25 protein-coding genes and 1 tRNA gene are annotated in these 26,060 nt (G+C 33.8%); 11 read left to right on the forward strand and 15 right to left on the reverse strand.

Features of this window, described 5'->3' with window-relative positions:
- Positions 1-46 precede the first annotated feature (46 nt).
- A complete protein-coding gene (locus tag AC6EI0_RS00425; RefSeq protein WP_498523555.1) occupies positions 47-1,315 on the reverse strand; it encodes an FAD-binding protein in 1,269 nt (422 codons plus the stop codon).
- Positions 1,316-1,401: 86 nt separating this feature from the next.
- Between AC6EI0_RS00425 and AC6EI0_RS00430 the strand changes: the two genes are divergently transcribed.
- Both AC6EI0_RS00430 and AC6EI0_RS00435 read left to right on the forward strand, forming a co-directional pair.
- Positions 1,402-2,457, forward strand: a complete 1,056-nt coding sequence (locus AC6EI0_RS00430; protein WP_498522582.1) for a sirohydrochlorin chelatase — start codon at positions 1,402-1,404, stop codon at positions 2,455-2,457.
- A gap of 386 nt (positions 2,458-2,843) precedes the next feature.
- Positions 2,844-3,113: a DUF2811 domain-containing protein gene (locus AC6EI0_RS00435; protein WP_498520690.1), complete on the forward strand. Its 270-nt coding sequence runs from the start codon at positions 2,844-2,846 to the stop codon at positions 3,111-3,113.
- On the opposite strand, the gene AC6EI0_RS00440 is transcribed toward AC6EI0_RS00435, so the two are convergent.
- Positions 3,103-4,746, reverse strand: a complete 1,644-nt coding sequence (locus AC6EI0_RS00440) for a GMC oxidoreductase (RefSeq protein WP_498522583.1) — start codon at positions 4,744-4,746, stop codon at positions 3,103-3,105. The genes AC6EI0_RS00435 and AC6EI0_RS00440 overlap by 11 nt on opposite strands.
- Positions 4,747-5,113: 367 nt before the next feature.
- Between AC6EI0_RS00440 and AC6EI0_RS00445 the strand changes: the two genes are divergently transcribed.
- Positions 5,114-5,584: a pentapeptide repeat-containing protein gene (locus tag AC6EI0_RS00445; RefSeq protein ID WP_498522584.1), complete on the forward strand. Its 471-nt coding sequence runs from the start codon at positions 5,114-5,116 to the stop codon at positions 5,582-5,584.
- A 202-nt stretch (positions 5,585-5,786) separates the two neighbouring features.
- Here the strand turns inward: AC6EI0_RS00445 and AC6EI0_RS00450 are convergent, their stop codons facing one another.
- Complete coding sequence (locus AC6EI0_RS00450; RefSeq protein WP_498522585.1) at positions 5,787-6,497, reverse strand: pectate lyase; 711 nt, start codon at positions 6,495-6,497, stop codon at positions 5,787-5,789.
- A 253-nt stretch (positions 6,498-6,750) separates the two neighbouring features.
- On the opposite strand from AC6EI0_RS00450, the gene AC6EI0_RS00455 reads away from it, so the two are divergent.
- Entirely contained in the window at positions 6,751-7,956 is a 1,206-nt protein-coding gene (locus AC6EI0_RS00455) for a lipid-A-disaccharide synthase-related protein (RefSeq protein WP_498522586.1), read from the forward strand.
- Between the two features lie 50 nt (positions 7,957-8,006).
- On the opposite strand, the gene AC6EI0_RS00460 is transcribed toward AC6EI0_RS00455, so the two are convergent.
- The 3 genes from AC6EI0_RS00460 to AC6EI0_RS00470 all read right to left on the reverse strand — a co-directional run bounded on the left by AC6EI0_RS00460 (position 8,007) and on the right by AC6EI0_RS00470 (position 10,811).
- Positions 8,007-9,851, reverse strand: a complete 1,845-nt coding sequence (locus AC6EI0_RS00460; RefSeq protein ID WP_498522587.1) for an ArnT family glycosyltransferase — start codon at positions 9,849-9,851, stop codon at positions 8,007-8,009.
- Positions 9,852-10,181: 330 nt separating this feature from the next.
- On the reverse strand, positions 10,182-10,352 hold the full coding sequence (locus AC6EI0_RS00465; protein WP_498462485.1) for a hypothetical protein: 171 nt from the start codon (positions 10,350-10,352) through the stop codon (positions 10,182-10,184).
- A gap of 372 nt (positions 10,353-10,724) precedes the next feature.
- Positions 10,725-10,811: transfer RNA gene (locus AC6EI0_RS00470), tRNA-Ser, on the reverse strand.
- A 201-nt stretch (positions 10,812-11,012) separates the two neighbouring features.
- Here AC6EI0_RS00470 and AC6EI0_RS00475 point away from each other — a divergent pair.
- The gene (locus AC6EI0_RS00475) at positions 11,013-11,207 is read left to right on the forward strand and encodes a hypothetical protein (protein ID WP_011293625.1); all 195 of its coding nucleotides are present in this window, start codon (positions 11,013-11,015) and stop codon (positions 11,205-11,207) included.
- A 48-nt stretch (positions 11,208-11,255) separates the two neighbouring features.
- Here the strand turns inward: AC6EI0_RS00475 and AC6EI0_RS00480 are convergent, their stop codons facing one another.
- Together AC6EI0_RS00480 and nrdJ are read right to left on the reverse strand one after the other, a co-directional pair.
- A complete protein-coding gene (locus AC6EI0_RS00480; protein WP_498522588.1) occupies positions 11,256-11,519 on the reverse strand; it encodes an RNA recognition motif-containing protein in 264 nt (87 codons plus the stop codon).
- A gap of 161 nt (positions 11,520-11,680) precedes the next feature.
- The gene (gene nrdJ, locus AC6EI0_RS00485) at positions 11,681-14,011 is read right to left on the reverse strand and encodes a ribonucleoside-triphosphate reductase, adenosylcobalamin-dependent (RefSeq protein WP_498523556.1); all 2,331 of its coding nucleotides are present in this window, start codon (positions 14,009-14,011) and stop codon (positions 11,681-11,683) included.
- A 119-nt stretch (positions 14,012-14,130) separates the two neighbouring features.
- On the opposite strand from nrdJ, the gene AC6EI0_RS00490 reads away from it, so the two are divergent.
- Genes AC6EI0_RS00490 through AC6EI0_RS00500 form a run of 3 tightly spaced genes read left to right on the forward strand, consistent with a single transcriptional unit; the run spans position 14,131 to position 17,261 of the window.
- Positions 14,131-14,814, forward strand: a complete 684-nt coding sequence (locus AC6EI0_RS00490; protein WP_498522589.1) for a class I SAM-dependent methyltransferase — start codon at positions 14,131-14,133, stop codon at positions 14,812-14,814.
- Positions 14,815-14,850: 36 nt separating this feature from the next.
- Positions 14,851-16,518, forward strand: a complete 1,668-nt coding sequence (locus AC6EI0_RS00495) for a peptide chain release factor 3 (protein WP_498522590.1) — start codon at positions 14,851-14,853, stop codon at positions 16,516-16,518.
- A gap of 53 nt (positions 16,519-16,571) precedes the next feature.
- On the forward strand, positions 16,572-17,261 hold the full coding sequence (locus tag AC6EI0_RS00500) for a CPP1-like family protein (protein WP_498522591.1): 690 nt from the start codon (positions 16,572-16,574) through the stop codon (positions 17,259-17,261).
- 4 nt (positions 17,262-17,265) lie between these two features.
- Here AC6EI0_RS00500 and hslO read toward each other — a convergent pair whose 3' ends face one another.
- Positions 17,266-18,165, reverse strand: a complete 900-nt coding sequence (gene hslO, locus AC6EI0_RS00505) for an Hsp33 family molecular chaperone HslO (RefSeq protein WP_498522592.1) — start codon at positions 18,163-18,165, stop codon at positions 17,266-17,268.
- A 16-nt stretch (positions 18,166-18,181) separates the two neighbouring features.
- Positions 18,182-18,808: an ABC transporter ATP-binding protein gene (locus AC6EI0_RS00510; RefSeq protein ID WP_498522593.1), complete on the reverse strand. Its 627-nt coding sequence runs from the start codon at positions 18,806-18,808 to the stop codon at positions 18,182-18,184.
- Between the two features lie 115 nt (positions 18,809-18,923).
- Here AC6EI0_RS00510 and AC6EI0_RS00515 point away from each other — a divergent pair, with 115 nt between their 5' ends.
- The 3 genes from AC6EI0_RS00515 (at position 18,924) to AC6EI0_RS00525 (ending at position 20,951) form a co-directional block, all read left to right on the forward strand.
- A complete protein-coding gene (locus tag AC6EI0_RS00515) occupies positions 18,924-19,373 on the forward strand; it encodes a DUF3531 family protein (protein ID WP_498522594.1) in 450 nt (149 codons plus the stop codon).
- 6 nt (positions 19,374-19,379) lie between these two features.
- Complete coding sequence (locus AC6EI0_RS00520; protein ID WP_498522595.1) at positions 19,380-20,144, forward strand: 16S rRNA (uracil(1498)-N(3))-methyltransferase; 765 nt, start codon at positions 19,380-19,382, stop codon at positions 20,142-20,144.
- A 63-nt stretch (positions 20,145-20,207) separates the two neighbouring features.
- Positions 20,208-20,951 carry a TIGR00297 family protein gene (locus AC6EI0_RS00525; RefSeq protein ID WP_498522596.1) on the forward strand — a complete coding sequence of 248 codons (744 nt, stop codon included), beginning with the start codon at positions 20,208-20,210 and terminating at the stop codon, positions 20,949-20,951.
- A 5-nt stretch (positions 20,952-20,956) separates the two neighbouring features.
- Here AC6EI0_RS00525 and AC6EI0_RS00530 read toward each other — a convergent pair whose 3' ends face one another.
- The 5 genes from AC6EI0_RS00530 to AC6EI0_RS00550 are packed head-to-tail and all read right to left on the reverse strand — an operon-like array spanning position 20,957 to position 26,020.
- Complete coding sequence (locus AC6EI0_RS00530; protein WP_498522597.1) at positions 20,957-21,604, reverse strand: GDSL-type esterase/lipase family protein; 648 nt, start codon at positions 21,602-21,604, stop codon at positions 20,957-20,959.
- A gap of 24 nt (positions 21,605-21,628) precedes the next feature.
- Positions 21,629-23,179 (reverse strand): PhnE/PtxC family ABC transporter permease, encoded by a 1,551-nt coding sequence (locus AC6EI0_RS00535; protein WP_498522598.1) that lies wholly within the window; start codon positions 23,177-23,179, stop codon positions 21,629-21,631.
- Positions 23,180-23,185: 6 nt separating this feature from the next.
- Complete coding sequence (locus tag AC6EI0_RS00540) at positions 23,186-23,920, reverse strand: ATP-binding cassette domain-containing protein (protein ID WP_498522599.1); 735 nt, start codon at positions 23,918-23,920, stop codon at positions 23,186-23,188.
- A complete protein-coding gene (locus AC6EI0_RS00545) occupies positions 23,917-24,828 on the reverse strand; it encodes a putative selenate ABC transporter substrate-binding protein (protein ID WP_498522600.1) in 912 nt (303 codons plus the stop codon). The genes AC6EI0_RS00540 and AC6EI0_RS00545 overlap by 4 nt, the downstream gene beginning before the upstream one ends.
- Before the next feature lie 13 nt (positions 24,829-24,841).
- Positions 24,842-26,020 carry a pyridoxal phosphate-dependent aminotransferase gene (locus tag AC6EI0_RS00550; protein WP_498522601.1) on the reverse strand — a complete coding sequence of 393 codons (1,179 nt, stop codon included), beginning with the start codon at positions 26,018-26,020 and terminating at the stop codon, positions 24,842-24,844.
- Positions 26,021-26,060: the final 40 nt, after the last annotated feature.

Here is a 26,060-nt window from a genome sequence, read left to right on the forward strand (position 1 = left end):
TATTAACTTTGTTAGGGAAGTGATTATCTTCGATAAATATAGTGAACTATTTTAAAGGTGGCATTAAATTTCTTGGATCATAAATCCCTTTAATTTCTTGTAATGTCGGAAGCCATTCTTTGAATGCTGAGGATAATTCTCTTTGATGCCAATCTAAGTGGGGGTGTATTTGAGCAAGATGGACACCAGGGCATATGAATTCTAGGTTATCCCAAGCCTCCTCCATCCATTCGAGCGTTCTTTTTCTTTTTGATTGATCGAAGGCATCCCAAGCTCCATTAATCCAAGGTTTCCATGTCGCTTCACGATGAATAAATGAAGTATCTTTATTATTTATATGTGTTATGCCTCCTAATTGTTGAGAAGCTAAATAACAACTTTTGTTAGGCCTTTTATTTACCATGTCACGAATAATTTTTAATACCTTTGAATTATTCTTTTGCCAAGCAGGGCCAAGTAAACCTAATACTTCAGAGTGCATTGAATTATTATTTTTAGTCTTTCCTAAGCTTAGATTTGGTAAAGAATTCATTTCGTTGACTTTATTAATTATTCTATTTCGCGAGTATGGCAATTTCTCTAATAGTTTAATTAAGATGGACTCATCATCAGCATTTATAACTTCACCAATTGCATGAGCAAAAATGTCATCTCCACAAATCCATTGAAAGCTAAGTGAATTAGGCCAACTTTCGGCTTGATTAATACATTCTGATAGCTGAGCGAATGAAAGGTTTGCTGTCCAACTTAATAGTGGTCTTAATGGCTGAGTCTTTAGCTTGACTTTTGTAATTATTCCTAGAAATATAGCGGCTCCGCAAAGGGCTTTCCATTCGAAGAATGATTCTTTTTGTGTGTTTGGTTGAAATAAATGAAACTCCTTCCCATTTCCCCAAAATCCTTTAATTTCAACGATTTGATCAATTGCTAATCCTCTGCTTCTACTAAGTGGACTTATTCCACCGGTCAAAACATATCCTATTCCTGTCTTCCCTGATAAACCAATTGGAAAACTTCTATTATGATTTTTTAAGAAACCGGATAACTCGCCCATAGTTACTCCAGCTTCAATTTCTACATGCTTTTTGTCTAGATCGAAAGATATGTTTTGGTAGTTCTTTCTTAGATCTAATATCCAATGTTTATCTGCTGCAGCTCTACTTGTAGTACCTCCACTAGAAACTAAAAAAGGATTGGACTTTTGTTCAGATCCTTTTAGGGATTGGAATAATTCTGCGTTGACAGCTTCAAAAACGCCAAGGACATCACTGTCATTGGAATTTTGATTTTGTAGTGATATTAAATCTTTGATAATTTGCTCCTTTTTCTATAATGAGTTTCTTAAATTGGTTATATTTTATAAAAACATAATCAATTTAAGTAGTCTTTTGCTAAATCATTTTGGTTTCCTCAGCTTCAATTAAATTCCAATATCCATCTGATATTGGGATTGTTTTATGCGGGCATGGGAGTAGAGATTCTCAAGCAGTAAAAGAGTTTATTAATGTTGTAGATAAAATAAAAGCCAGAATACCAGATATTCCTGTGGTTTTTGGTTTCCTAGAGTTTAATCGTCCGATCATCAGTGAAGCGTTAGATCAACTTAGAAATATGGGAATAAGAAGAATAATTGCTTTGCCAGCAATGTTATTTGCTGCTGGACATACTAAAAATGATATCCCTGCAGTTCTAAATAAATATTCTGCTGAAAGTGGAATTCCTATTCAATACGGCAGGGAGCTTGGCCTAAATTCGTTAATGATTGGAGCAGCAGGCGCAAGACTTAGAGAAACAATTGACAGTAATCCAATCTTCCCTCTTTCTCAAACATTGCTTGTTGTAGCCGGGAGAGGTTCCTCAGATCCAGATGCTAATTCAAATGTTTGTAAAATCACAAGGATGCTTGTGGAAGGTTTTGGTTTTGGATGGGGTGAAACCGTTTTTTCAGGAGTAACATTTCCTCTTGTTGAACCTGGTTTGAGACATGCTCTTAAATTGGGTTTTAAAAGAGTAATTCTTTTACCTTATTTCCTTTTTTCTGGAGTTTTGGTAAGTCGAGTTAGAGTTCATTCTTTAAAAGTTTCAAATGATAATCCTGACGTACAGTTTCTAAATGCAAGTTACCTATCAGATCAAGATTTGGTTATTGATACCTTCATAGAGAGAATTCAAGAAGTTTTGTGTGGAGAGAATTTTATGAATTGCGCCTTATGTAAATACCGCTCGAATTTATTAGGCTTTGAGAGTGAGGTTGGATATGAGCAGAAAAGTCATCATGATCATGTTGAAGGCTGCCTAGATATTCAACCTGATTTAGGAGATGAGGGCAAAAATAAGAAAAAAAATTTCTCAGAGAATAAAACACACGAGCACTCACACGAACATTTTCCTTATCCACATGCTCAGCATCCTTTAGGACCTGTCACGCTTCGCTCTTTAAACAAAAGCCAAATATAAAAAAAATAGGTTTAAATTGAAGACTCATTTGTCTCTTTCTTAGCTGCGACGCAATGGACTCGTTATCTATATATTTTTTTAATGTTTACTTTCAGCTCTTTTCCCCAAGTGATTTCCACAGCAAGTGTGTAGTTTTCCACTGCAAAATACTAAGACCCTAGCTTTAATGAAGGACTTGTGGGATTCATTGAAAATTTTAATAGTCATTTACACTTAGATACGTTCAATAGATAAACCTATTTCTTTTGAGATTATTCCTCGAAAACCCTTTTTGATAAATGAGTCTAGCTCTGTCTCGTTTTCTTTATATAGCTTTTCTTTATCTTTGACGTTTTATTGAAAATTTAAGATCCTTATCTCATAGATATTGAACTTTTTAAAAGGAAATGGAGTTTAATCAAATTGAAACCCGTGTTGAAGAAATAAAAACCGATGAGGTTAAATGTTGTGAAAATGAATTGGACCTTATGTCTATAAGTCTTGAGGCCGAAGTGCCTGAAGCTCTATATATTGGCATGAAGGATTTTATAAATGGAAATGAGAAGTGGGATCAGTCCAAGCTTATTAGCTCAGCCATCGCAAATTTTCTTTTTCAAAATGGTTCTGAAGATAGGGCCGTTACTGAAAAATACTTAAATGATATTTTTAACCTTTAAAGTCAAAAATTGCCTTTTCACAAGCTCTTTTAGTTATTGCCATCATAGTTAAGGTTGGGCTTTGCCAAGAAGAAGTTGGCCAGCAAGCTCCGTCAACTACCAATACATTTCGGCATTCCCAGAGACGATTCCAATTGTCTACAACACTCTTCTCTTTGTTATCTCCCATTGGTGCACCTCCTACCTCATGGATGTAATAACCTGGAGGTGGTGCATCCTTATTAACTGCCACAGATTTATTTAAAATTTGTTTAGCAAAAGGAATATTTACTATTTCATTTGCTGGGATAATGGTTCCATTGCCAGAATTGATAATTAGTTCAATCATCCTATTCATTTCTTTGACCATTTGTTTTTCATTTTTACGCCAAACTATGGATATGTGTGGAATAGCAATATCGTATTGATCTGTGCTTTTTGAGAGAGAAACAGTGTTATTAATATTAGGGAGTACTTCACCGTGACCAATAAGAAATCCTGTTTTGGTATTATTGTATTTTTTTAAGAAGTCTGGTGGTTCAAATCTATCGATTCCTCCCCAGATTCCATATCCTCCAACAAAGCCTTTTTTAGTTGATTGTCCTCTGCCTATTGGAATAAAGAAGCTACCAGCGCCTGTTAAAAGATCTTTATGATGCTTGTTAGAGTAATTTTTAAAATTCTTATCAATTGGGACAGTAAAAAATCTACAAGTTGATATGTGATCCATTAAGTTCTTTCCCAATGATTGAGATGGATCTATTAGACCGTTGTGATTATTGCTCTCTTCGGAACTTAGTAGAATTCTAATTGTTTGGATTGTTGATGAACATAAGATGATTAATTTACTTTCTATTTCACTTCTTTCTCCATTCTTTTGGTTGACAACAATAACACTCTTCGCAGACTTTCTATCCTTATTTAATACTAATTTCTCAACAATATGATTTGATAGTATTTCTACTTTTTCTAATCTAATTGCTTCTTTTAATGTACTACCTAGACTACTATATTTGGGCCATTTCGTTTTATCTTCATTGGCCCCAAACCCTCTGGAGTGTATAAAAGGAAGATTTAATTTTTCTTTTATACTGGAGGAGAATCGTTCTTCGCTTTCTGTGAATGGAAGTTTGCCAATATATTCACCATTAGGCAGTTGATTTAGATCGTCTTTGTTCCCAAATACCCCTAGAAAATTCTCTACATCTGAGTAATGTGTCTCAAGATCTTTATAACTAATAGGCCATTCAAGATTGTATTCTTTCTCTTTTGAGGCTTCAAAATCTTCTTTGGCTAATCTTAAAGTTATTCCTCCCCATGTAAGACTTCTTCCTCCAACTTGATTTCCTTGAGTCCACATGAAAGGAGCTTTCGGTGGGTGGGTGTATGGGTTTGCTTTTTTGTTGGCATACAACAATGGATTTGATTTCCAAAAACCTGGATGTTGAGGTTGGTTTTGATAATTGCCTGTTGTAACTCCTATTAGTCTCCGAATCATATTGCAAGGCTCTGTTCCGTTTGCTCTCTTTATTTCAAGTTCAGGACCTCTTTCAATTACTAATACTCTTACTCCTGCCTTAGCCATTGTTAAAGCAGCCATACCTCCGGTTGCACCAGAACCAATAATTATGACTTCATATGGATTGTTAATCATTTATGGGGAATTTGATATTTTAGATTTGGTAAATTTAGCTAATAAATTTTTCTTTATATAGAAAATATATATTAAAAATAAATAAATTTTGCTAGATAGTTAGAAATTTTTATTAAGTTATATCTTTTTTGTTGGCACCATAACAACTCTAGTATGGAATATTTTTTACTATATAATTTAATAATTATATAGTATAGGGACTTAAATGATTAGGTTGACTTAAAATAAATGCAAAGTAAATATTTTTTGCTAAGGTTTAAGAGAGATTATAGAATTATTTTTTATCTAATAAATATTAAATTCAATATTTATATCTTTTATATCCATTTGGAATTAAAATATAATCAATAGTAGTTTTAAGAAATTTATGTTTAAACTTCTTCTTGTTTTTGTAAGCTCATTCCTTGTTTTCTATTGTTCTCTACCAGTTTTTGCAGCTTTGGACTATGGAAAGCAAACCTTGATAGGCGCTGATTTTTCTAATATTGATCTAAAAGGTGCCACTTTTTATTTAAGTGATCTCCAGGATGCTGACTTTTCAGGCAGTGATCTTCAAGGAGCTAGCTTTTTTGACGCAAAGCTTGAAAACGCTAACTTAAGTAATACAAATATGAGAGATGTGACAATGGATGCGGCCATCCTTAATGGCGCAAACCTTTCAAATAGTGTGTTAGAAGGTGCTTTTGCTTATAATGCTAAATTCGAAAACGTTATTATTGATGGTGCCGATTTTACTGATGTTTTAATTGCTAATGATGTTAAGAAAAACTTGTGTGTTATTGCAAATGGGACAAATAGCGTTACTAATAAAAAAACAAGTGAATCATTGGATTGTTAGTGGAAATCACGTTTTTTAACACTTACGATAATGCTCTTAAAGACATGTTATTTTTTTTCTTGTTTTAATAATTTACTAATTCTTTATATATATATTATGCCTATATTATTTAAAAGAGTTGTAAATTAAATCAAAATATTTAATTGGCATTTTCATTTTAATTATCTACTCATTATAAAGATAGATTCTTAGTCTCTGCCTGTCATTTTTGAAATGCTTTATTCCAGCAATGAGAAGCTAGACCAAGAGACATTAGTACTTCAAATATTTCCTGATCATTTCGAATTTGACTTATTGTCGATGCCTGAGAGATGTCAAAATAGAAATAAAATAAAGCTACAAATAGGAAATAAAGACTATATCTTTTTGAAGGGAAAGCATCAATTGAGGGCCATGCTTTCCAACCAATCCATCCAAGAAAGAGACAAGAAATCTCGAAAGATGGATCTAATAGATAATGATGAAAAAAGTGAATATTATGAATGCTGGTCTCACCTTGACTATTTATTGCTCTAATAGAATCTATTCCTATCCCGGTTATACGCTCTCCCCAACTTATTTCTTCTCCAGCGACAAAAAAACAAACCAAAGCTAAGATCAACCAAGCTATCCATTTTTTATTAATTCCTATTCTTCTGCGTTTAAAAAGGATAAGACTTGAACATATAAAACCTAAAAAATATCCTATAAACTGGATCCACTCTAAAGGTCCATCTTCGCTTCTAAACCAATCAAACCAGCTCATACCTACGACGTCTCTGCCATAAGGAAATATATATATAAAACCGTAAATAAATAATATATAAACGACAGGGAAAATATCTACAGTAGGCTCAATATTTCCCCAACTTGTGTAAATGATTTTCGGCTTGCTGATGGTAAATGGATTTAGGTACTTAAGAATTGAGATCATATCAGGCTTCGAATATTTTAACCATATTATAAATTCTTACTACCGTTCAAAGAGTATTTAACTTATTAGTAATTTATAAATCTACATTAAATAAGTTATTATAGTAATATAGTTTTTATTTATTTGTCTAATATAAATTTAGAAAAATAATAATTTATTTTAAAATTCTAGTACCAAATAGTTTCTTTACTTCAGTTTAGTTGTTTTGAGTCTAATATTGATTTATTAGTTTTTCAGACATTTTAGTTTTTAATTGTCAAAAATCCTTTTCTTAAGTAATGGGCACGGAGAAGACCTTTCAGGGTCTCTTATGGGAGATGCATTTAAGAAGCTTGGACATGAAGTAAAGGCATTACCCCTTGTTGGCAATGGTGAATCTTACTTGAAGGCAGGGATAAAAGTCCTTGGAAAGACCAAATCATTTAGTACAGGTGGAATGGGATATACAAGTTTGAAAGGTCGAATTCTTGAATTAATCCAAGGGCAGATCATTTATCTAATAAAACGAATTTACCTTTTATTTTTGATTTCATCTAAATATGAATTGTTGGTTGTCGTAGGGGATGTTCTCCCCGTTACGGTAGCATGGTTGACAAGATTGCCAGTGATAACTTATCTAGTCGCGTATTCAAGTCATTATGAAGGAAAGTTAAAGTTACCATGGCCTTGTTCTTATTGTTTGTCTAGCGATAAATTTTTAAAAGTTTATACGAGAGATAAACTTACTGCAGATGATTTGAAAAAAAAAATATTTGGCAAAGTTGAATTTATTGGAAACCCTTTTATGGACCCATTTTTAACTAGAGATCAAAGTTTGCCAAAACATAATAAGCGTTTGGGAATATTGCCTGGCAGCAGAATGCCTGAAGTAGGTGAGAATTTATGTCTAATCCTTAAAGTTATTGAAAATGTCACGAATTTAAAGGATAAAAATATTGATATAAGTTTTGATGTTGCATTGGTCCACACATTGGATGACTATTCTTTAAAAAACATAATAACTTTGGATGGATGGAGATTGTGTTTTCCAACTAACAAAGACCATCCATTGAAAATAATAAAAAATCATTCAATCGTTAATATCTATAGGGATTCATTTGTCAAAGTTGTTCAAAGCAGTAATGTTATAATTAGTATGGCTGGAACTGCTACTGAACAAGCAGCGCTTCTAGGAAAGTTAATTGTTCAGATAGAAGGGAAAGGCCCGCAGTTTAATGCATCCTTTGCAGAAGCACAGAGAAGGTTACTAGGTCGTAGTGTGTTTTGTGCTAATGGGTCAGTCAAAGAGGATAAATATATGCTTTCAACCTGCAAATTGATTCTTAATTTGTTAGAGAGAAATTGTCAGGTTGACCTTTTAAATGAAAATGAAAACCAACAAATTTATGGAAGAAGGACTGTTGAAGGAATATCAGAAATGATGGCTAAATCAATAACAAATTCTTTTTTAAAGTATTAAAATGTAATAAATTTTTTTAATACTTTAATTTTTGATTTAATATATTATCGTTAATATCTTTCAGGATCGTATTCTGTCCATGAAGATTTTAGTTTATTTTCTTTTTTAAACTTATCAGCTATATATTGCAACCTTGATACGTCAACTCGCCATACATTATAAATTCCAAATCTACCCAATTTTTCAGGATCAAGCAATTTCCAATGACTTAACTTTGAAGTCGCATTATCTATTAGAATTAATAGGCTTTCTGAGGCTTTAGGATCCCCTATTTGATATCCTTCCCATCCTATTCTTTTTTCAAGATATAACCTTTCTGATAAATTAATTACATTAACATTTGTATTAGATTCATATAAAATTACCTCATTTGTATAAAAGTGAATAGATGGTTTTTTGATTCCAACCATTGCAATTGCCTCATCAGGCTTTCTTGAACTGATTATAAAATTAGATGCTTCTCTTAATGGTAATTGCCTATTAAAATCGATTAATTTAAATAAAGGATTAATAGCTAGTAATTGAAAGAATATAATTGGAATTTGAAGGATTAATAAATTAATTTTTAATGATTTTTTCGAGACAATCCCTAGAATCCCAGATACTAATAAAGATATTCCCCCTCTTGTTAATATTCCACTGCTAATAAGTTGGGTTGATAAATTATTCATTTCATTATCATTTACTTTATTTAAAAAACTCAAATTAGGTATCAATACTGGTAATAAAAAAACAATAGCGATCAAAAATAAGAATAAAATAGATAGCCACCAACAAGTATTAAACAGTTTACTTTTATTGTTCCCTTGATTAATCTCGAAATTTTCAGCCTGTCCTATAATTATTGCGGCTGCTGGTATTGCAGGTAGCCAATAACTTGGAAGTTTCGTACCGGATAAAGTAAAGAATATAAAGACAGATAAAAGCCAAGATATTGAGAAAACCAATAAGGAATTAGATGGTTGAAGAGTCTGCTTAAGGAAATTTCTTTTTATCTCTTTTGTTCCTTGGATAATCCCTAGAATTAAAAGAGGAGTAAAAGGTAAGGAGGCTATGATTAACATTAAAACAAAAAAGAAAATTCCTTCTTGATGTGAATTTACAATACTTGTGTATCTTTGAAAATTGTGATATCCAAAAAAACTTTTGAGAAATTTATTCCCTTCTAAAATATATTCAATAATGAACCATGGCATACTTATAATCATCGCAACTAAAAGTCCATAACCAGGCTTTAAATGACTTCTTAATCGACTAAAATCATTTTGAAAGAGTCCAAAGAGAAACAGTGAAAACATCATTAGTACAACTGCTACTGGACCTTTTGTAAGTATCGCAAAACCTAAAATTATCCATCCATAAACCCATGAATTTTGTCTAGGTTTTACATAACAACGCCATTGCAAAAGCATGCTTAAACCAAATGTCCCGCAGAGTAAAGCATCTGATACTGCCGTACGACTCCATATCATTACAAATGGAGAAAGAGCAAATGAAAGAGCAGTAAATACAGCAGTTCTTCTTTGATTAATGTTTTTCTTTTGAGGCCATCTCAACAATGTCTCTCCCAAGATTGTCATCAGTAAGAGAGAAGAAATAGCCGAGGGAAATCGAGCGGCAAATGATCCTAAAGGATCCCAGGAAGATTGATTAGGTATTGAATAAATCAATCCCATTAACCAATAAATTAGGGGTGGTTTATCAAATCTCGGTATTCCATTGGAAACGGGTGTTAGCCAATTTCCGGATTCACTCATTGAACGTCCTGCCGCAGCAAATTTTGCGGGTGTTTCGTCTATCAATCCAGTAGCTCCCAGCCCCCAAAAGAAAAGGATTATTCCAACAAATGCTATAAAAACTAGACTTGCGAAGTCACGTTTACTAATAGAAAACACTACTTACTGCTCCTCTTTTATGTTATTAATTAATTTTAGATTCATATTCTAAAAGTGAAAAACTTGATTATATCTTCTATAAATTTTATCAAATAGTTTCTATGAATCATTTCGCTAGTAAGAAAATTTGGAAATATTGCTTTAGGAAAGACCTCACTATTAGAGCATGTTGGGATGTTGTTAATGTATGGATTTGTAGTTATTTACAATTATGCTTAATGGCTGACAAAACTTATAGATAAAATACAAAATATTTTTTGAAGCCTAAGAAATGATGATTAAGTAAAAAATAATCAATAACTCAATAATGTAGATAAATAATTGTCGAATTTAAAGTTGATCTCTTTCAAATGTCTTTGTTATTTCTTTTAAAAATTCTACTATTTGAATATTTGTATAGCCCAGCTCAGTTCTTAGCCCTTTGCATGATGACGTGATCTCTTTCCAAATGTCAGCCCTTACAATAGCTTCTCTGTCTTTTAGGTAGCGCTCTTCTCTCATTTTGATTTAATTGAGTAATGTATGGCTTTCTGAATTTTTTTAGAAAAAACAAATAAATAACTCTTTGAGATTTATTTATTTGCTTTAATTGATATTAGATCAGTTTCTTAAAAATCAAAAAAGCCAAATTCAAAAATACACTAACGAAAAAATAAAACAATCATGGGAATTTCAGGATTCTTGTCTAAATCAGATATTTGATTTTCTTATGTTAGTAAACTTAAGGATAAATAAAATTTAACAAGATTTGGATTTGAACCATTTCTTCGAGGCTAGGAGCTTTCTGGTTAAATTAAAAAATTTCTCGTATATTTTGCAATGTATCAATCCGCAAATATATATTTACGTATTCCCCACTCTCCAAAGTAAGAACGGAGAGTGGGGGATTCGAACCCCCGATGGAGTTGCCCCCATGCTAGTTTTCAAGACTAGAGCCATAAACCACTCGACCAACTCTCCACTTAGAATTTTACCTTATTAACTTCTGAAAATTTAAATAAATTACTCAAATAACATCTTTCTCCCTTTAAGCAATTAGTTCATTTTTAAAGTAAATCCTTTTTTTTCTAAAAAAAATTTCAGAACCTATAGATTCTCTATATTCATAAATATCAATGATATTATTTGTGCGATAATTTCAGACATTGGTAAATCACATTCATGGCAAGCAACAAGAGCCCGCAATCTCGTTTCCTTGGAGACCTTCCTATGGAAGGTGGCATTAGTCAAAAAGAGAAATATCGCTATGTAGCTCACTTGATGTTCTTTATTGGATGCGCTCTGTTTTCGTTTGGTATTTGGGCATTGTCAGGATTTACTGCTTCTAGCGGTGCATCAGGACCATTCCCTTTCTAGAAGAAAGAGAAACGGTACTGTTTTTTTATTAGTAGGGTAGATTAAAGATTATTTAACTGACAACTTACTTATAGTATTTTCTCTATCTTCAATAAGTGTCAGGAGCCATTTTGAACCTAATGCTCTAGAAATACTTCTGCTTTTCAGTAGTTGGCAGATCCTTTTATAAAGTTTTTCAGATTCGATATTTGAATTAAACCATTTTTCGAATTTCAGAATTTCCTCAGGGTTTTGACAAGCTCTAAGTTGGTCGATAAGTGCATCATTAGCACTTTTATTACTTGTATTTAATGGTTTATTGATCGTAGTCATTTAAATTTTAAGAAACACAAGACATATCTAATAATTAGCCACAATTTTTCATTTGGACAATTAACTTTAAAACTTCTATGAAAAAAATTATTTTATTTAATCAACTGCTTAATTTGGTTTAGATAAAGTCATCGGCCTCATTAACGATTGAGGAACTGGTCTTAAGAGGGTTTAGCAAGTGGAAGTAAGCACTTATCAGAATCGCACCCAGCTGGACCTGCCTCAGTAAGTTCACCTTGATCATATCTACTAAGAGCATCAAAGAAATCACAATCTTTTCTTCTTTCTATGACCTCTGCTTGCAGCTTTGTGTAGCATTCTTCATCAATAGGCTCAAAAGGAAGTCTAGGGAAGGTTGCATTCGCATCAAATCTTGCCAGCAAAGCTGCTGAAATATAACCTTTGTTTTCATTTATAGAGCTATGAAGAGCTTTTGCTAAATCCCCTATCTCATTTTCTCTGAATTCAATTGTGGCTGAGGTGTTGTGGTCAGTGTAGTTGGTTTGAACTTGCATATAAAAATCAAATTGTGCAAGAGCTGAGAAGTTATTTATATCTATTTGATCTGCGCCAGGTATGTTTGCCCAACTTACCTCAGTTGGAATTTCAACTAGCCACTCAGTACATTTTGGATCAAATGGGTTGTCTAGTAGCTTTCCATTCTCATCTTTATCTGACTGAGAAGGAACAATCGTGTATCCATAATCCATACAAGCTAGTGCGACTGGATCGTTCTTCCGAAAAGTAATTCTTCTTATAAAACGCTGCGCTTTTGGAGGATGCCATCCTGGGGAAGCCCCAGTTAGAAGGCTCTTTGTACCAGCTGGTTGAACTGTTGTGCAACGACTTGGACGACGTATATTATGTCTATCACAATAATCAAATACTGTATCGTTGACGATTTTTCTCCATCGACTCAAAAAAGTAGCTTCTTTAATTTTAAAATCTTGACCTTCTTTTGTCTCAGGTCGTCCGGCTTCCCACCATTTCAACCAAGGTGTCCCAAATGCATGAACAAAAAAGTCAAAAAGTCCTGTGAAGCTTACCCCAACAATTGGATCCCATTCACGACTTTTTCTGTATCGCTCAACTTCAAATCGATGGTTAAGAAGACATGCAACTGACAAAGCTGCTGCTTTGAAGGCATCTTCTTGTTGATTTATATCTAATGGATCAATTTGATTAAGATGGATCTCCGCAAGATTACAGTGGAAATCTGAGCCTAAAATTTCACCGCATGGATTAAGACCATATCTACTGAGTCTATGAAAGAGCTCTTTTTCATCAAATGGACCGTAATTTGATTGAATCCATTTAGAGGCCTCTTCTTTACCTTGATCGCAATAGATATTTATAAATTCATTCCTTAGTTCGACTGTTGAAAGGATGTCTGCATTAGAGCGAGCAATTGCTTCTGGTGCAAATTGAATAGCACCTTCTCCTGAGTGAAATTGCTTAGTAACGGCTTCGATAAGAACACTTAATTCGGGTTTGGTGTGGTAAACACGAGTATGATTAGCCATCCTTAATGCATCCTTTTCTGGGTCGATGCTCCAATTCCCATCTGAGTCTTGCTTCCATAAATTTTCTTTAGCGCCAGCAGCTTCTAAATCGTTCGATGAAAATTGACGCATACCTGCACTTCTTCTGATATTGCCAGCAACTATTGTGACCGCTGCTTCGTCGATTAGTAGACAACATTCAATTGAAGTTAGTTTCCTGCCTACGGCTTTATTTAAAAGATTTGCTACACGAGGGTATAAATCTTTCAGTTTTACAGGGTTTGCCATGCCTCCAAAACCTTTCAGTGATTCACCCGCTGGCCTTACATCTTTTAAATCAATAGATATATTAATAATTTTAGAATTGAAACTAATGTCACTACTCAGTTCTAGGATCTTTTGATAGCTATCCACCCATCCACGTCTACTATCACCAACTTTGATGAGTACATTATTGTCTTGAATGGAGAATGTAGTGTTTTCATTTCTCTCTTCAGAAGGGGTTAACCCAATATCTGAAACATTTTGAATATAAATTGTATTTTTAACCTCTGGCAGTTGATCAATCAAGTGAGGCTCAATTATTGCACCCGTACCACAACCCATCATCGCCAAATCCATCATAAGTCCGAAGGCTTGCCAATCAACAAGATTTGTTGAGGTGCAATTGTAGGCTCCAGAATAATTCTTCTCTTTCTCAATCCATTCTGTTCCACCTATCCAAAGCCATCGGCCTGAGGGAAGAGCTTTTTTCTCCTGTTGCATTCTTTGCATTAAATTTATTTCTGCTTCGTTTAATCCTCCAAGTTTCTTAAGACCATCGAGATTTCGTGTATTTACTTGTTCCCAGCTTTCGCGACCTGCTGGAAGTTTCCTGCTATAAGTTCTGTAAAAGACAGGATTTGCTGCAGGTGCAGTTATTGGAAAATCAGTTGTGACATTTTTTTTACCCGATTCTGAATTATTGGTTTCGGGCTGGCTTGTTGCGATTGTCAAAATCTTTGTATCCCTTGGGTAAGTACTACGGTAACGCCATGTATAGCGTTAGCAAGTTTTTTTAACACCATCTACAGGGCTCCAAGGGGGAAAACAAATTTTTTCTTTTAGTAATGAAGAGAACACCGGAACCAGAACTTATGCAAATCCCTTCGCAGGTAAGGGCTTATGCGGATGCGGACTTTTCTAGGAGTGATTCTATGGTTGTTAAATCGCTTGAAGAATATTTAAAAAAAGCAGGAAGAACTCTTAATAAAAATGATTTGATTTTTGATATGGCATGTGGGCCAGGAAATATTGCAGAGAGAATTGCCAAAAATTGGCCTTTTGTAAATGTTGTTGGGATTGATGGTTCAAAGGAAATGTTGAATGAAGCAGAAAACAGACTTTCCGGCAATCTTACGAAGAATCTTTCTTATAAATTGATTGACATCAATTCGATAGCCTCAGGTGATATAAATCTTCCTTACAAAGCTGATGTCCTAGTCAGTAATAGTGCTCTGCATCATTTTCACGATCCTTATTGTTTTTGGTATGCATTAAAAAAACTTGGTAAATCAAATTCTATTCATATTCATCGTGATTTAATAAGGCCTGCTTCTCTGGAAAAAGCATTTGAGCTAAAAGAAAAACATCTTTCCAATTCTCCAGAAATTCTAAAAAAGGATTTTTATGCATCTCTCAAGGCATCATTTACAGTTGAGGAAGTATCTCAACAGCTAGTTGATGCAGGGTTGTCTCATTTAGAGGTTTTTCAAATTGATGAGCTTTATTTTGAGATTATTGGGTGTATTTAATCTTTTCCCTGAACAATTGAACAACCAAAAACAATAATGAAATCAACTCCTCAAGACAAAACTAATTTAGATCAAATTTTAGAAGAAGAAGTGACTATACCTTTGAGTACGGAGGTTGCTAAAAGAAGAAATTTTGCGATTATTTCTCACCCTGATGCAGGGAAAACCACTTTGACAGAAAAACTTTTACTTTATGGCGGAGCTATTCAACAAGCAGGAGCAGTAAAAGCTAGAGGAGAGCAGAGAAAAGTCACTTCTGATTGGATGGAGCTTGAAAAACAAAGAGGAATATCAATTACATCAACTGTTTTACAATTTGCGTACAAGGATAAGACTATTAATTTATTAGATACCCCTGGTCACCAAGATTTTTCGGAAGATACGTATAGGACACTTGCCGCTGCTGATAATGCTGTGATGCTTGAGGATGCAGCGAAAGGACTTGAACCTCAAACAAGAAAGCTTTTTGAGGTTTGCAGAATGCGTCAAATTCCAATTTTTACCTTTATCAATAAGATGGATAGGCCAGGTCAAGAACCGCTGGAATTATTAGATGAGATTGAGTCTGAATTAGGATTATCAACCTTTGCAGTCAATTGGCCAATAGGAAGTGGTGAGCTTTTTAGAGGTGTTGTTGAGCGTGCAACAAACGAGGTTGTTTTATTCTCTCGAGCGGAAAGAGGAAAGCAATCTAGTGAAATAAGGTTGAAAGTTAATGATCCTGAACTTAAAAATTTAGTAGAAGAAGAACTATTGACAAAAGCACTTGAAGAGATTGAGATACTTGATGAGGCTGGTTGTGACCTAGATAAAGAATTAATATCATCTGGTGAATTAACTCCTGTATTTTTTGGATCTGCAATGACCAACTTCGGAGTTAGGCCGTTTTTAGATAATTTTCTTGAGCTATCTCAGGGACCCGTTGCTCGAAATAGCTTTGATGGACCAATCTCTCCTACAAGAGAATCATTTAGTGGATTTGTATTTAAATTACAAGCCAATATGGATCCAAAACATAGAGATAGAGTTGCCTTCGTGCGGGTATGTAGTGGGAGGTTTAAAAAAGATATGACAGTTCAACACGCTAGGACGGGGAAACAAATCAGACTTTCAAGGCCCCAAAAGATTTTTGGACAAGATAGAGCCGTTGTTGATGACGCTTACCCTGGGGATGTTATTGGTTTGAATAATCCAGGGATGTTTTCTATTGGAGATACATTATTTATTGGATCTAGAGTTGAATTTGAGGGAATTCCTTGTTTTAGCCCCGAGATATTTAGCTGGTTACGAAATCCAAATCCTTCAGCTTTTAAGAACTTTAGAAAAGGTGTTAATGAATTGAGAGAGGAGGGAGCAGTCCAAATTCTTTACGATAAAGATCAAAGCAAAAGAGATCCAATTTTGGCCGCAGTTGGTCAGCTTCAGCTTGAGGTAGTACAACATCGACTTGCTAGTGAATATGGCGTGGAAACTAGGCTTGAACCAATGGGTTTCCAAGTTGCTAGATGGGTAAAAGGAGGATGGCCTGTTTTAGAGGAGGTTGGTAGAATTTTTAATTGCAAAACTGTTCAGGATGCTTGGCTTAGACCAGTACTGCTTTTTAAAAATGAATGGAATTTAAATCAGTTAAAGGAAGATCATCCTGAAATGGAATTAAATTCAGTTGCTCCGGTTGTCAGTGGTGTTGATCCTGTTTCCCTTTAAAATAGATTAATATTTAACTAACAAAGAGAGTTCATAAATCTTTTTGAAAATCTATGGATCCTGGTACTAATTCACAATCAAATTCAAATTCACAAGATCCATATTTGATACTTGGAATAAATGAGGGTGCAAGTTTTGATGCTATTCAAGAAGCAAGGGACAAAAAATTAATAGAGGCAGGACAAGACCAAATCACTAAAGCAAAAATAGAAGCTGCTTATGATTCGTTGCTTATGGTAAGTCTTAAGTCAAGACAACTTGGTAATGCAAGTAACGAGGCAATAACTGCATCAAAGAAAGAAAATGAAGCAAAGAAAGTTGGTGACATAGGACCTGGTTCTCTTCTCACTAGATTGAAAAATTTAAATCTTCCAAAATATGAGGCATCAAAATCTAATTTTATACCAAGTTTAGAGTTGCCCTCTGGACAAGAATTAAATATAAGAATTTCTCTTGGAATATTGGCTTTTTTACTTGTTTTAATTGTGCCTTCTGAAAGTGTTGAATTAATACTTTCATTCTCAACAATAGGCTTATTTATTAGTCAGTCTCGTAGAGGTAGGCCTTTCTTTTCCTCTATCCTCTGGTGCATTCTTCTTCTGAGTGTTGGACTTCTATCTGGTGCATTACTTTTGGGAGGTGCTCAATCATTTGTTGATAACGCTGGATCATTGTCCTCAGATAAATTTGAAGCGATACCCGCAGTATTTTTACTTTGGTTAGGAGTGATTTTCCTTGATTAATCCTTTAATCGATTAAAGATAACAATTCATCTTCGTTAATAAGATAAATATTTTTGCAGAATTGACATGTAAGTTCTGCTTTCCCATCCTCCTTTATCATTTCTTGAAGCTCTTTTTCCCCCAATATCTTCAATGCTGATAAGCTTCTTTCTCTTGAGCATCTACATTTAAAACGAACTTCTTGAGATGTACTAATAATATCTGAATGTGATTGATCAAGATCAGGAAATATTTCCTCAATTAGAGAAATAAGGTTAGTCCCTTTTTTGGTTAATAAGTCACTAAAAGAGTTAATTTCTTTACATCGATCCTCAAGTAGGGCTATTAATGAATAGTCTCGTTCTGCTTTAGGTAGTATTTGTGCTAGAAGTCCTCCGCTGCAAACTATTCCATCCTGATTAATTCTTTCACCAACAAATACAGCTGATGGAGTTTGTTCAGAATGTAATAAATAGGAAGCTATGTCTTCACCTATACCCCCATTAATTAATTCAACTGTACTGTTGTGTGGCTCCCCTTTCCCTTCGTCTCTAATAACGTGAAGATAGCCAATACCTGTAGCTTTTTTAAAATCAAATGTATAGTGATTGCTTTTATTTTTAATTAGGTCCAATTCAAGACTTGGATCGCCGACGTAACCTCTCACACTTCCATCTCTACCCGCATCAATAGTTAATCCTTTTAATGGTCCATTTGAGCTTACCCTCAAAGTCACCCTTCCATAATTTACCTTCATTGAGCTTGCAAGTAAGAGGCTTGCACTCATGGCCCTGCCTACAAGTGCAGAAGTTAAATATGAAAGAGAATGTCTTTTTTTTGCTTCTTTTGTTGATTCAGTCGTTGATACGGCGACTAGCCTGATCCCTCCTTTCGCAGCAGTAGCCCTAACTAGTAAATCTGTCATTGATTAGTTGAAATGTTTACTCAGGGATAAGTTGACCTTTGTGCAACTCATAATTGTCGGTATTCAAATTTTTAAAAAGTTCGGGTTCATGAGTAACTATTAAAATAGTTTGCTTGTCTTTAAGCTTTGAAAGTAATTCTATAATTCCGTTTCTCACCGACCAATCTAAACCTGCTGTTGGCTCGTCCAATAAAAGTACTTTTGGACTCCTTAATAGTTGAACAGCAATAGCTAGTCGTCGTTGCTGTCCTCCACTAAGAGATTCTGGCGGCTTCTTTAAATCCAAGTTGATTAACCCCACTTTTCTGAGAGTTGAAATTTGTTCTTCAGTCGTTAATCTCTTATGACCAAGACGTAATTCTTGAGCTACGGATAATCCAAGAAAATATCTTTCTGGGAATTGAAAAACTAATCCACATAAACCCCTGCGCTGACGTGCATTTAGAGTTTTGTTGAACCATGTGATCTCTCCTTTTTGAAATCCCGATAGACCGCTAATTATTTCTACTAAAGTAGTTTTTCCACTTCCACTGGGTCCTCTAACTATTGTGATTTTTCCAGTATTTGATTTTAAAGACAAATCTCTAAGGATTGGGTTCTTTGCTGTTGAGGGATGGTAATAAATATTTTTTAAACTAAGCATTCTTTTTTATTGAGACTTTGATCAATTAAATAAAGAGTTTTCAATTTTCTTTAATCAATTTACATTAGATTATGTTTGATATCTTTTAGTTTTTCTTTTTTAAGATCTATTGTTTATGGAAGTTCGATTTCGTGAAGTTGATCCTTTCAATTGTTGGATATGGCTTAGATATTCAGATGTCCCAAGCAAGGGAGAAAAAGAATATGTCGATGGTATTTTTGATTCTTGGTATGTACTAGGCAGACTAGGGGGATTTAATTCTGAAAATTTGCAAACGCACGAAATGGGTTCAGATGTCAGTTGGATGAGCTATGAAAATGACGATACCTCCTCTAGTCTTCCCTCTTTAATGCATAATCTTGGAGAATTTGAATTTAAAGAGTGTTGGGCGAGATGTTGGGTCGATTTAGGTACTTCTGACCTCATCGCAATTGATATTTTGATAAATGTACTAAAACAAATGGATGTTGATGTTGTGAAAATAGAGGAACTAATTATCGGAGGAGTAAATCAAGATTGGCCAGTAGAAGAACATCCTGATGCAATTTTTTCTTCAACAGATTAATTTTCTATGGCTGAGAAAAGAAGATTATTTATAAATCCAAATCGATTAAGTGATGAAATCGATTCAAATGGAGAGTTGATATTGACCTCTAATGAATCACATTATTTATCTAGGGTTATGAGGATGAGATCTGAAGATCTTTTAGAGGTTATTGATGGAAAAGGTCATCTTTGGAATGCAAAAGTTGTTGGGAGAAAAACTATAAAACTTACCAATGGTTTAGATAAACCTCTTCAAGTCGTTTCAAGAGAGAGACCATTAATAGGCATTGCTGTAGTTATTCCTAAACAGGGGTTTGAAAACTTTTTGCAAATGAGTTCTGAAATAGGAGTTGACATTATTCAACCATTGATTTCAAAACGATCAGTAGTTAAAGAATGCAATAACGAAAAATTGATTAGATATCAAAAAATTATTCATGAAGCCGTTGAGCAATCTGAGAGACTCTGGAGTCCAGAACTAATGCAGGCATCGACATTTCCCAATTGGATAAATGATTTGCCTTCCGAAGCTCAAATAGGATTTGCCACAACTCGTATTGAAGAATTGCAAGATTGTGTGAATTGGTTAAAAGAAACATCATACAAAGTCAATCAAGTTTGGTTAGTAGTTGGCCCTGAGGGCGGCTGGAATAAAGATGAAGAGGCATTAGCTTTTGACTCTGGCTTGTCTGGGGTGTCTATGGGAGAAAATATTTTGAGAACATCAACAGCTGCCGTAAGTGCATGCCAGCTAATGATTTCATGGAGAAGAGTTAAATCATCCCTTTAAGATTGAATATTTTTAATCATAAAACCGTCTATTGTCTAGAAATAGGCATGCTGATTAGGAACGATGGCTAACTTCTCTTTTTTTAACGGTATTTGGATTAATGCTTTTTTGATTAATTTCTTGTTGATATTGTTGGGACATAGGCTTCCATTTTTAACTAAGAAAGGTTGGATTCATGCTGGAATACTTGGAACACTTTTATTAGGATCTATTGGTTGGAATGGTTGGATATCAGTCTGTGTATATCTCTTGTTGGGAACTTTAGTTACAAAAATTGGATACAAAAATAAGGCTTCCCGAGGGATTGCTGAAGCCAGAGGTGGTCAACGGGGACCTGAAAATGTATGGGGGTCTGCAGCAACAGGTTGCTCACTCGCTTTATTAAGTTGTCTTTGGCCGAATTTTTTAAATTTATTTATGGTAGGTTTTGCCTCTAGTTTCAGTGCAAAACTTTCCGATACTTTTTCAAGTGAAATTGGCAAAAGATTTGGTAAAAGAACTTTTCTAATTACGACTTTAAAGCCAGTATCACCAGGAACAGAGGGGGCAATAAGTATCGAAGGTTCAATAGCTGGTTTGTTAGGAAGTTTTATCATGACTGTTTTTATGCTTAATCTATCGATTATTTCTGGACTATCTGTTACTTTTATAGTCTTCTTCTCTGGTTATTTAGCAACATTTTTGGAAAGTTATATTGGAGCAGTAGTTCAAAATAAGATTGATTGGATGACTAATGAATTAGTTAATTCTATCCAGACATCTATAGCCGCTATAATTTCTATCTTTTTATATTTGAAGTTTGTTTGAAATGTTTATTTTAAATCAGCCCAATTCTTCAGTGCTGGCCATTCACTAATTTGGTCATAAATCCATTTATGACCCTTAGTATTTAGATGTATTCCATCTGATGAGAGTAATTCTTTAAATGATAATAGCTTGATCATTTTCTCATGGATAGATAAAAACGGAACATTTAATTCTAAACAAGTTTCTTCAATTTTATTTTCATATTTAGAACAAGCTTTATTTGAATACCAAAGACATTTTGCAAAAGGCATTGAGTCTTCATTAACAGGTGTTAATCCAAGAACCATTATATCTACTTGATGCTTAATTTCGTTTACTAATTGTTTTAAGCCAAATTTAAAAGCATCTTCGGAGAGTTGGGGCCTGCCATCTTTTCTTCCAATTCTAGCTGTATCATTTAATCCAATTGATAGCAAAATACCTTCAGGAACTTTTCTCCTTAACTCTCCCCTTGATGCCCACTCATTCTTATATCTTATAGCAACTTTCTCCAATCCATCTCCTCTTATTCCAAGAGAATAAATGATAGGTGCACCATCTAAATTTAACCAGTTTTGTCTTAATCTTTCAGACCATCCTCCTCCCTCTAGATCTCCCCATCCGTAAACCCCACTATCTCCAATTATGATTAATTTTTTCTGATATTTATTCATAAGTCGATATGTTTAATAAAATAACTAATTAATGAGATTGTTGGTTGAATTCTTTAACCAATAATTTTGAGAAGTGTTAAATAAAAATTCTCCTGACATTGTTAATAAAGAGAAAGTAGCAATTATTATCATGACTTGTGCCCAATCGAATGAGCTTAGTGATTCCTGTAATTGCCAACCTAATCCTACTCCTCCGACTGCACCTATTATTGCTGTTTCCTTTAGAATTACGTCACTTCTATATGCTCCATAAGCTAAGTAACTATTACTTTGGGGGGCTAATATTCCATAAAGTGTAGCTGATTTCTTGCTTGAACCATTGCTTTTAATTGCTCGATAAATATTTTTTTCTTGATTTAGTATATTATCTGTAAGTAATCTTCCCATGACACCCATATGTGTAATTCCTAGTGATAATGCGGCTACAGATATATTAGGATTAGTAAAAAGAAGAATAAGTATAGTGGTCAAGGGAGGAGGTATCAATCTAAAGAAGACCCAAATAAGATTTTGAACTTTTTGAGGGAATTTACCTGGGAATAATACTAGTAAAAGTGGAGGTGTCCCTATTGCAATCCCAGAAGCGAATAAAGTTATTAAAATTGTTGTAATGATTAGTTTAAAAAGAGGTAAGGTATTAAATCCATTTCTTATCTCTACGAATGAAGGTAAATTCAAATAGGAAAAGTTTAATGGAGTAAATATCTCAAAATTTAGCTTATAAAGCCAACTAATACCTAACGATAGAGATAGTGAAAATATTGAGATTGAAATTAAGAAAGAATTTTTGAAACTAATATTTTCAGATAAATAACTTCTTAAATATCTTATAAGTTTCTCTAATAAAATCATAATTAACCAAAGCATCCACAAACAAGTCCACATTTCATTGAACTCAAAGGATTTTAAAGTTAAATATAGTTCTGTTCCTATACCTCCTAATCCAAATATTCCAAGTAATGTTACACCTTTAATTGCACATTCAAATCTGTAACTTCCATATGTAGATAAGATAGGTATTAACTTTGGTAGTAGAATAGTTATAAATGAGCTTATAAAATTAGATCCAGTTTTCTTAATTGCGATTAGAGGTTGCATGTCAAAACTATCTAGTTGCTCTGAAATCACCCTTGCTGTTAAGGCTGAATAGGGAATTACTATTGATATAATTGCCACCCAAGTATTCAAACCTAAAATTTGTATAAATAGCATGCCCCAGACTACTTCATGTATTGATCTTGGAATTGATAATGAATATTTTATGAATTTACCTAAATAAGAAAATTTAGGAATACTTTTCCAAAATAAATTTGTAGATAGTACACCTAAAAGAATTCCAATAAGCATACTTATAACCCAGCTAGTTAAAGCAGTAGCAATTGTTATTTGAAGTCCTTCCCATGCGCTTTTAACTACTTCTTGATTGAACGATGGTTTTATTGCTGAGCTTATGAATAGAAATATGATATTTAGACCCCCAATATGAAATCCTTTGATGATTTCTATGAGAATGGGAATATAGGCTATTGATGGGATTAATGTTAATAAAGTTGATACTGGTTTTATTAATTTCATTGAGAATTAAAATAGCCAATCAAACTCTGATTGATTGATATTATGAATTTCTCTATCTATTACAATCTCTCCATCTTTTAACCCAATAACTCTATTAAAATTATTTATTAAATTAATTTGGTGAAGACTTATAAGTATGGTCTCAGGGATTTTAATTCTAAGATAATTTTTTTGATTAATAAATAAATTTAATATATTTTTTGATAATAGAGGGTCTAAATTTGAGAAAGGTTCGTCTCCAAGAAGAATCTCTGGTTCTTGTCTTAAAAGACGTGCAATTGCTATTCTTTTTTTTTGCCCACCAGAAAGTTTATTTATATAGGAATAAATAGTTTTTTTTGGCAGATAGACAGCTGCTAGACATTCTTGGCATAAACCTTTATCTAAGACTCCGAGGAGATTTTTTAAAGCCCATATGAAATTGTGTTTACCTAGTGCACCGCAGTTTATATTCTGAGCGACATTTAGCTCTTCTATCAAAGATAAATCCTGCCATATAGTTCCTATTTTTGACGACTCAATATTTGAAATATTGTTAATGTGAGAACCTTTCCATATTACTTCTCCTTCGTTTGGGATTAGTGATCCATTCGCGATCGAGATTAATGTACTTTTGCCAGAGCCACTCTTTCCAATAAGCGCTATCTTCTCACCTTGATTTATAGTTAAATTAATACCTTTTACTCTAGTATTTTCTTTATTTCTATAGCTTATATTTTTTAATTCTAGTAACTTAGTCACTTAATCTTTCCAATTTTTCTACCTACCTTTTCTATTTTATTATAATTCTCATTTTTTGAGATTTTAAAATTCTTTGCGCTAAATAATTCGAGAATTTGTTTTTGTTTTTTTGAATTTTCATTGAAACGTAAAAATACATTTGTAAGCTGTTGCGTAAAGCCTTTTTTGAACTTTTTATCTAGGTTTCCTTGAGCAAGCCAATGATAATTATGATAAGAAGGAGTCTTCCAAATCACAAAGACTTTTGCGGGGTCCACGCGTCCTCTATCAAGATTTCTCTTCCATACTTCTTCGCTAAGAGCACCTGCCTCATATGAACCACTTTGCACGAGCATTAATGTTGCATCGTGGCTACCACTAAAGCCAGGGCTTGCACCTTTGAAATCTTTAAGTTGAACTCCTGCTTTGTTTAAAAAATATTGTGGCATCAATCTTCCTGATGTTGAACTTTCAGAGCCAAAAGTAAAACGCTTGCCTTTTAGTGTTTTTAAGTCATTTATGTTATTTACTTTTTTGATTGAACTTTTTCTGTTTGCAATAAAAACACTTTGGAATTTTTCATCAATATCTCTTTGTGCTATCACCTTGGATCCTTTGCTTTGAAGTCTTGCTTGTACACCCGTTAAAGCACCAAACCATACTAAATCCAAATTCCCGGTCCTAAAAGCTGTTACAGCTGCAGCATAATTAGTAACTGGTATATAACGGACTTGAACATTGAGCTGCTCGCTTAATTCAGAGGATAATACTTGATATAAACGATTCAGGTGCTCTGGGTTTTGATCTGGTATTGCCCCAATGCGAAGTATTTCCTCTGCTTTTAATGAACCAATACTAGATAGATTAATTATTGATAAAAGACTTATAGCTACTTTAGTGAACTTTATTGTTCTTGGTCCTTGATTCATCTTTTTTAGTTATTTAAAAATCGTTTAATAGTTTTTCTAACCTATCAACTCCATCGTTGATCATTTTATTTGAAGATGCATATGAGATTCTTATGCATTTGTCATCTCCGAAAGCAATCCCTGGAACTATCGCTAGGCCAACCTTCTCTAGCGCCAATTTACAGAAACTTATTGAATCTATTCCCTCTAGATTAATTTCTGGGAAAACATAGAAGGCTCCAGTCGGAGGGACAAAAGAAATATTGTTTATTTTTTTTAGTCTTTCTGTTACCAATAACCTCCTTTTGTTATAAATTTTTGCCATTTCATGAACGCAATCTTTTGAGCCCTGAAGTGCGGCAATGGCTCCTTTTTGAGCAAAACTACAAACATTGCTTGTACTTTGACTTTGTAAAGCAATGGCTTTCTTTATTACCTCTGTATTTCCTGTTAGGTATCCAATCCTCCAGCCAGTCATTGCCCAAGCCTTGGCAAAACCGTTGACTGTGAAAATTCTATTTTTTAAATCTGGTGCTATTTTTGCGAAACTGTGATGAACTTGATTTGGAGAAATAAGAAATTCATAAATTTCATCACTCATTAAAAAAATTCTTGGATGTCTTCTTAAAAACTCAGAAATAATATTCATTTCTTGCTCGGTTAAAACGCAGCCTGTTGGATTACATGGAGAGTTAATAATTAATAACCTTGTTTTTTCAGTTACGTTTTCTTCTAGAGAATTGATATCTATTTTGAAATTATCTTTAGTTGAAGATTTAATTTTAATTGGCTTGGCACCAGCTAAAAGGGTTATCTCTGGATAACTAAGCCAATATGGTGCAGGTATAAGTACTTCATCTCCAGGATTAAGTACTACTTGAAATAAATTGTATATTGCTTGCTTCCCTCCATTTGTTACCAAAACATTGTCTGTTTTTGTGGGAACTTTATTAATATCTGATTGTTTTTGGGCAATTGCTTCTCTTAATTCTGGATCTCCAGCAGCAGGTCCATAACGAGTTTTTCCATCTTTTAATGCTTTTAAAGTGGCATCGATAATAAATTCTGGGGTATCGAAATCAGGTTCTCCAGCGCTTAAACTGCAAATGTTTTCTCCTTCAGCTTTTAAAGCCTTAGCTTTTGCGCTGATCTCAAGAGTTAGAGAAGGTTTTATTGAGAGAGCTCTTTTAGATATCTGTGATTTTTCAGTCATCTTCGAAGCATAACTTCAAAATGTATTTCTTAGATTCACT

The organism is Prochlorococcus sp. G5PB11 (genome assembly GCF_059772425.1).

Excerpts from the sequence above, each read along its gene's own strand:
- AC6EI0_RS00435 (WP_498520690.1), top strand. The coding sequence starts at position 2,844 with ATGGAGTTTAATCAAATTGAAACCCGTGTTGAAGAAATAAAAACCGAT.
- AC6EI0_RS00440 (WP_498522583.1), bottom strand. The coding sequence starts at position 4,746 with ATGATTAACAATCCATATGAAGTCATAATTATTGGTTCTGGTGCAACC.
- AC6EI0_RS00445 (WP_498522584.1), top strand. The coding sequence starts at position 5,114 with ATGTTTAAACTTCTTCTTGTTTTTGTAAGCTCATTCCTTGTTTTCTAT.
- AC6EI0_RS00450 (WP_498522585.1), bottom strand. The coding sequence starts at position 6,497 with ATGATCTCAATTCTTAAGTACCTAAATCCATTTACCATCAGCAAGCCG.
- AC6EI0_RS00465 (WP_498462485.1), bottom strand. The coding sequence starts at position 10,352 with ATGAGAGAAGAGCGCTACCTAAAAGACAGAGAAGCTATTGTAAGGGCT.
- AC6EI0_RS00475 (WP_011293625.1), top strand. The coding sequence starts at position 11,013 with ATGGCAAGCAACAAGAGCCCGCAATCTCGTTTCCTTGGAGACCTTCCT.
- AC6EI0_RS00480 (WP_498522588.1), bottom strand. The coding sequence starts at position 11,519 with ATGACTACGATCAATAAACCATTAAATACAAGTAATAAAAGTGCTAAT.
- AC6EI0_RS00490 (WP_498522589.1), top strand. The coding sequence starts at position 14,131 with ATGAAGAGAACACCGGAACCAGAACTTATGCAAATCCCTTCGCAGGTA.
- AC6EI0_RS00495 (WP_498522590.1), top strand. The coding sequence starts at position 14,851 with ATGAAATCAACTCCTCAAGACAAAACTAATTTAGATCAAATTTTAGAA.
- AC6EI0_RS00500 (WP_498522591.1), top strand. The coding sequence starts at position 16,572 with ATGGATCCTGGTACTAATTCACAATCAAATTCAAATTCACAAGATCCA.
- hslO (WP_498522592.1), bottom strand. The coding sequence starts at position 18,165 with ATGACAGATTTACTAGTTAGGGCTACTGCTGCGAAAGGAGGGATCAGG.
- AC6EI0_RS00510 (WP_498522593.1), bottom strand. The coding sequence starts at position 18,808 with ATGCTTAGTTTAAAAAATATTTATTACCATCCCTCAACAGCAAAGAAC.
- AC6EI0_RS00515 (WP_498522594.1), top strand. The coding sequence starts at position 18,924 with ATGGAAGTTCGATTTCGTGAAGTTGATCCTTTCAATTGTTGGATATGG.
- AC6EI0_RS00520 (WP_498522595.1), top strand. The coding sequence starts at position 19,380 with ATGGCTGAGAAAAGAAGATTATTTATAAATCCAAATCGATTAAGTGAT.
- AC6EI0_RS00525 (WP_498522596.1), top strand. The coding sequence starts at position 20,208 with ATGGCTAACTTCTCTTTTTTTAACGGTATTTGGATTAATGCTTTTTTG.
- AC6EI0_RS00530 (WP_498522597.1), bottom strand. The coding sequence starts at position 21,604 with ATGAATAAATATCAGAAAAAATTAATCATAATTGGAGATAGTGGGGTT.
- AC6EI0_RS00535 (WP_498522598.1), bottom strand. The coding sequence starts at position 23,179 with ATGAAATTAATAAAACCAGTATCAACTTTATTAACATTAATCCCATCA.
- AC6EI0_RS00545 (WP_498522600.1), bottom strand. The coding sequence starts at position 24,828 with ATGAATCAAGGACCAAGAACAATAAAGTTCACTAAAGTAGCTATAAGT.
- AC6EI0_RS00550 (WP_498522601.1), bottom strand. The coding sequence starts at position 26,020 with ATGACTGAAAAATCACAGATATCTAAAAGAGCTCTCTCAATAAAACCT.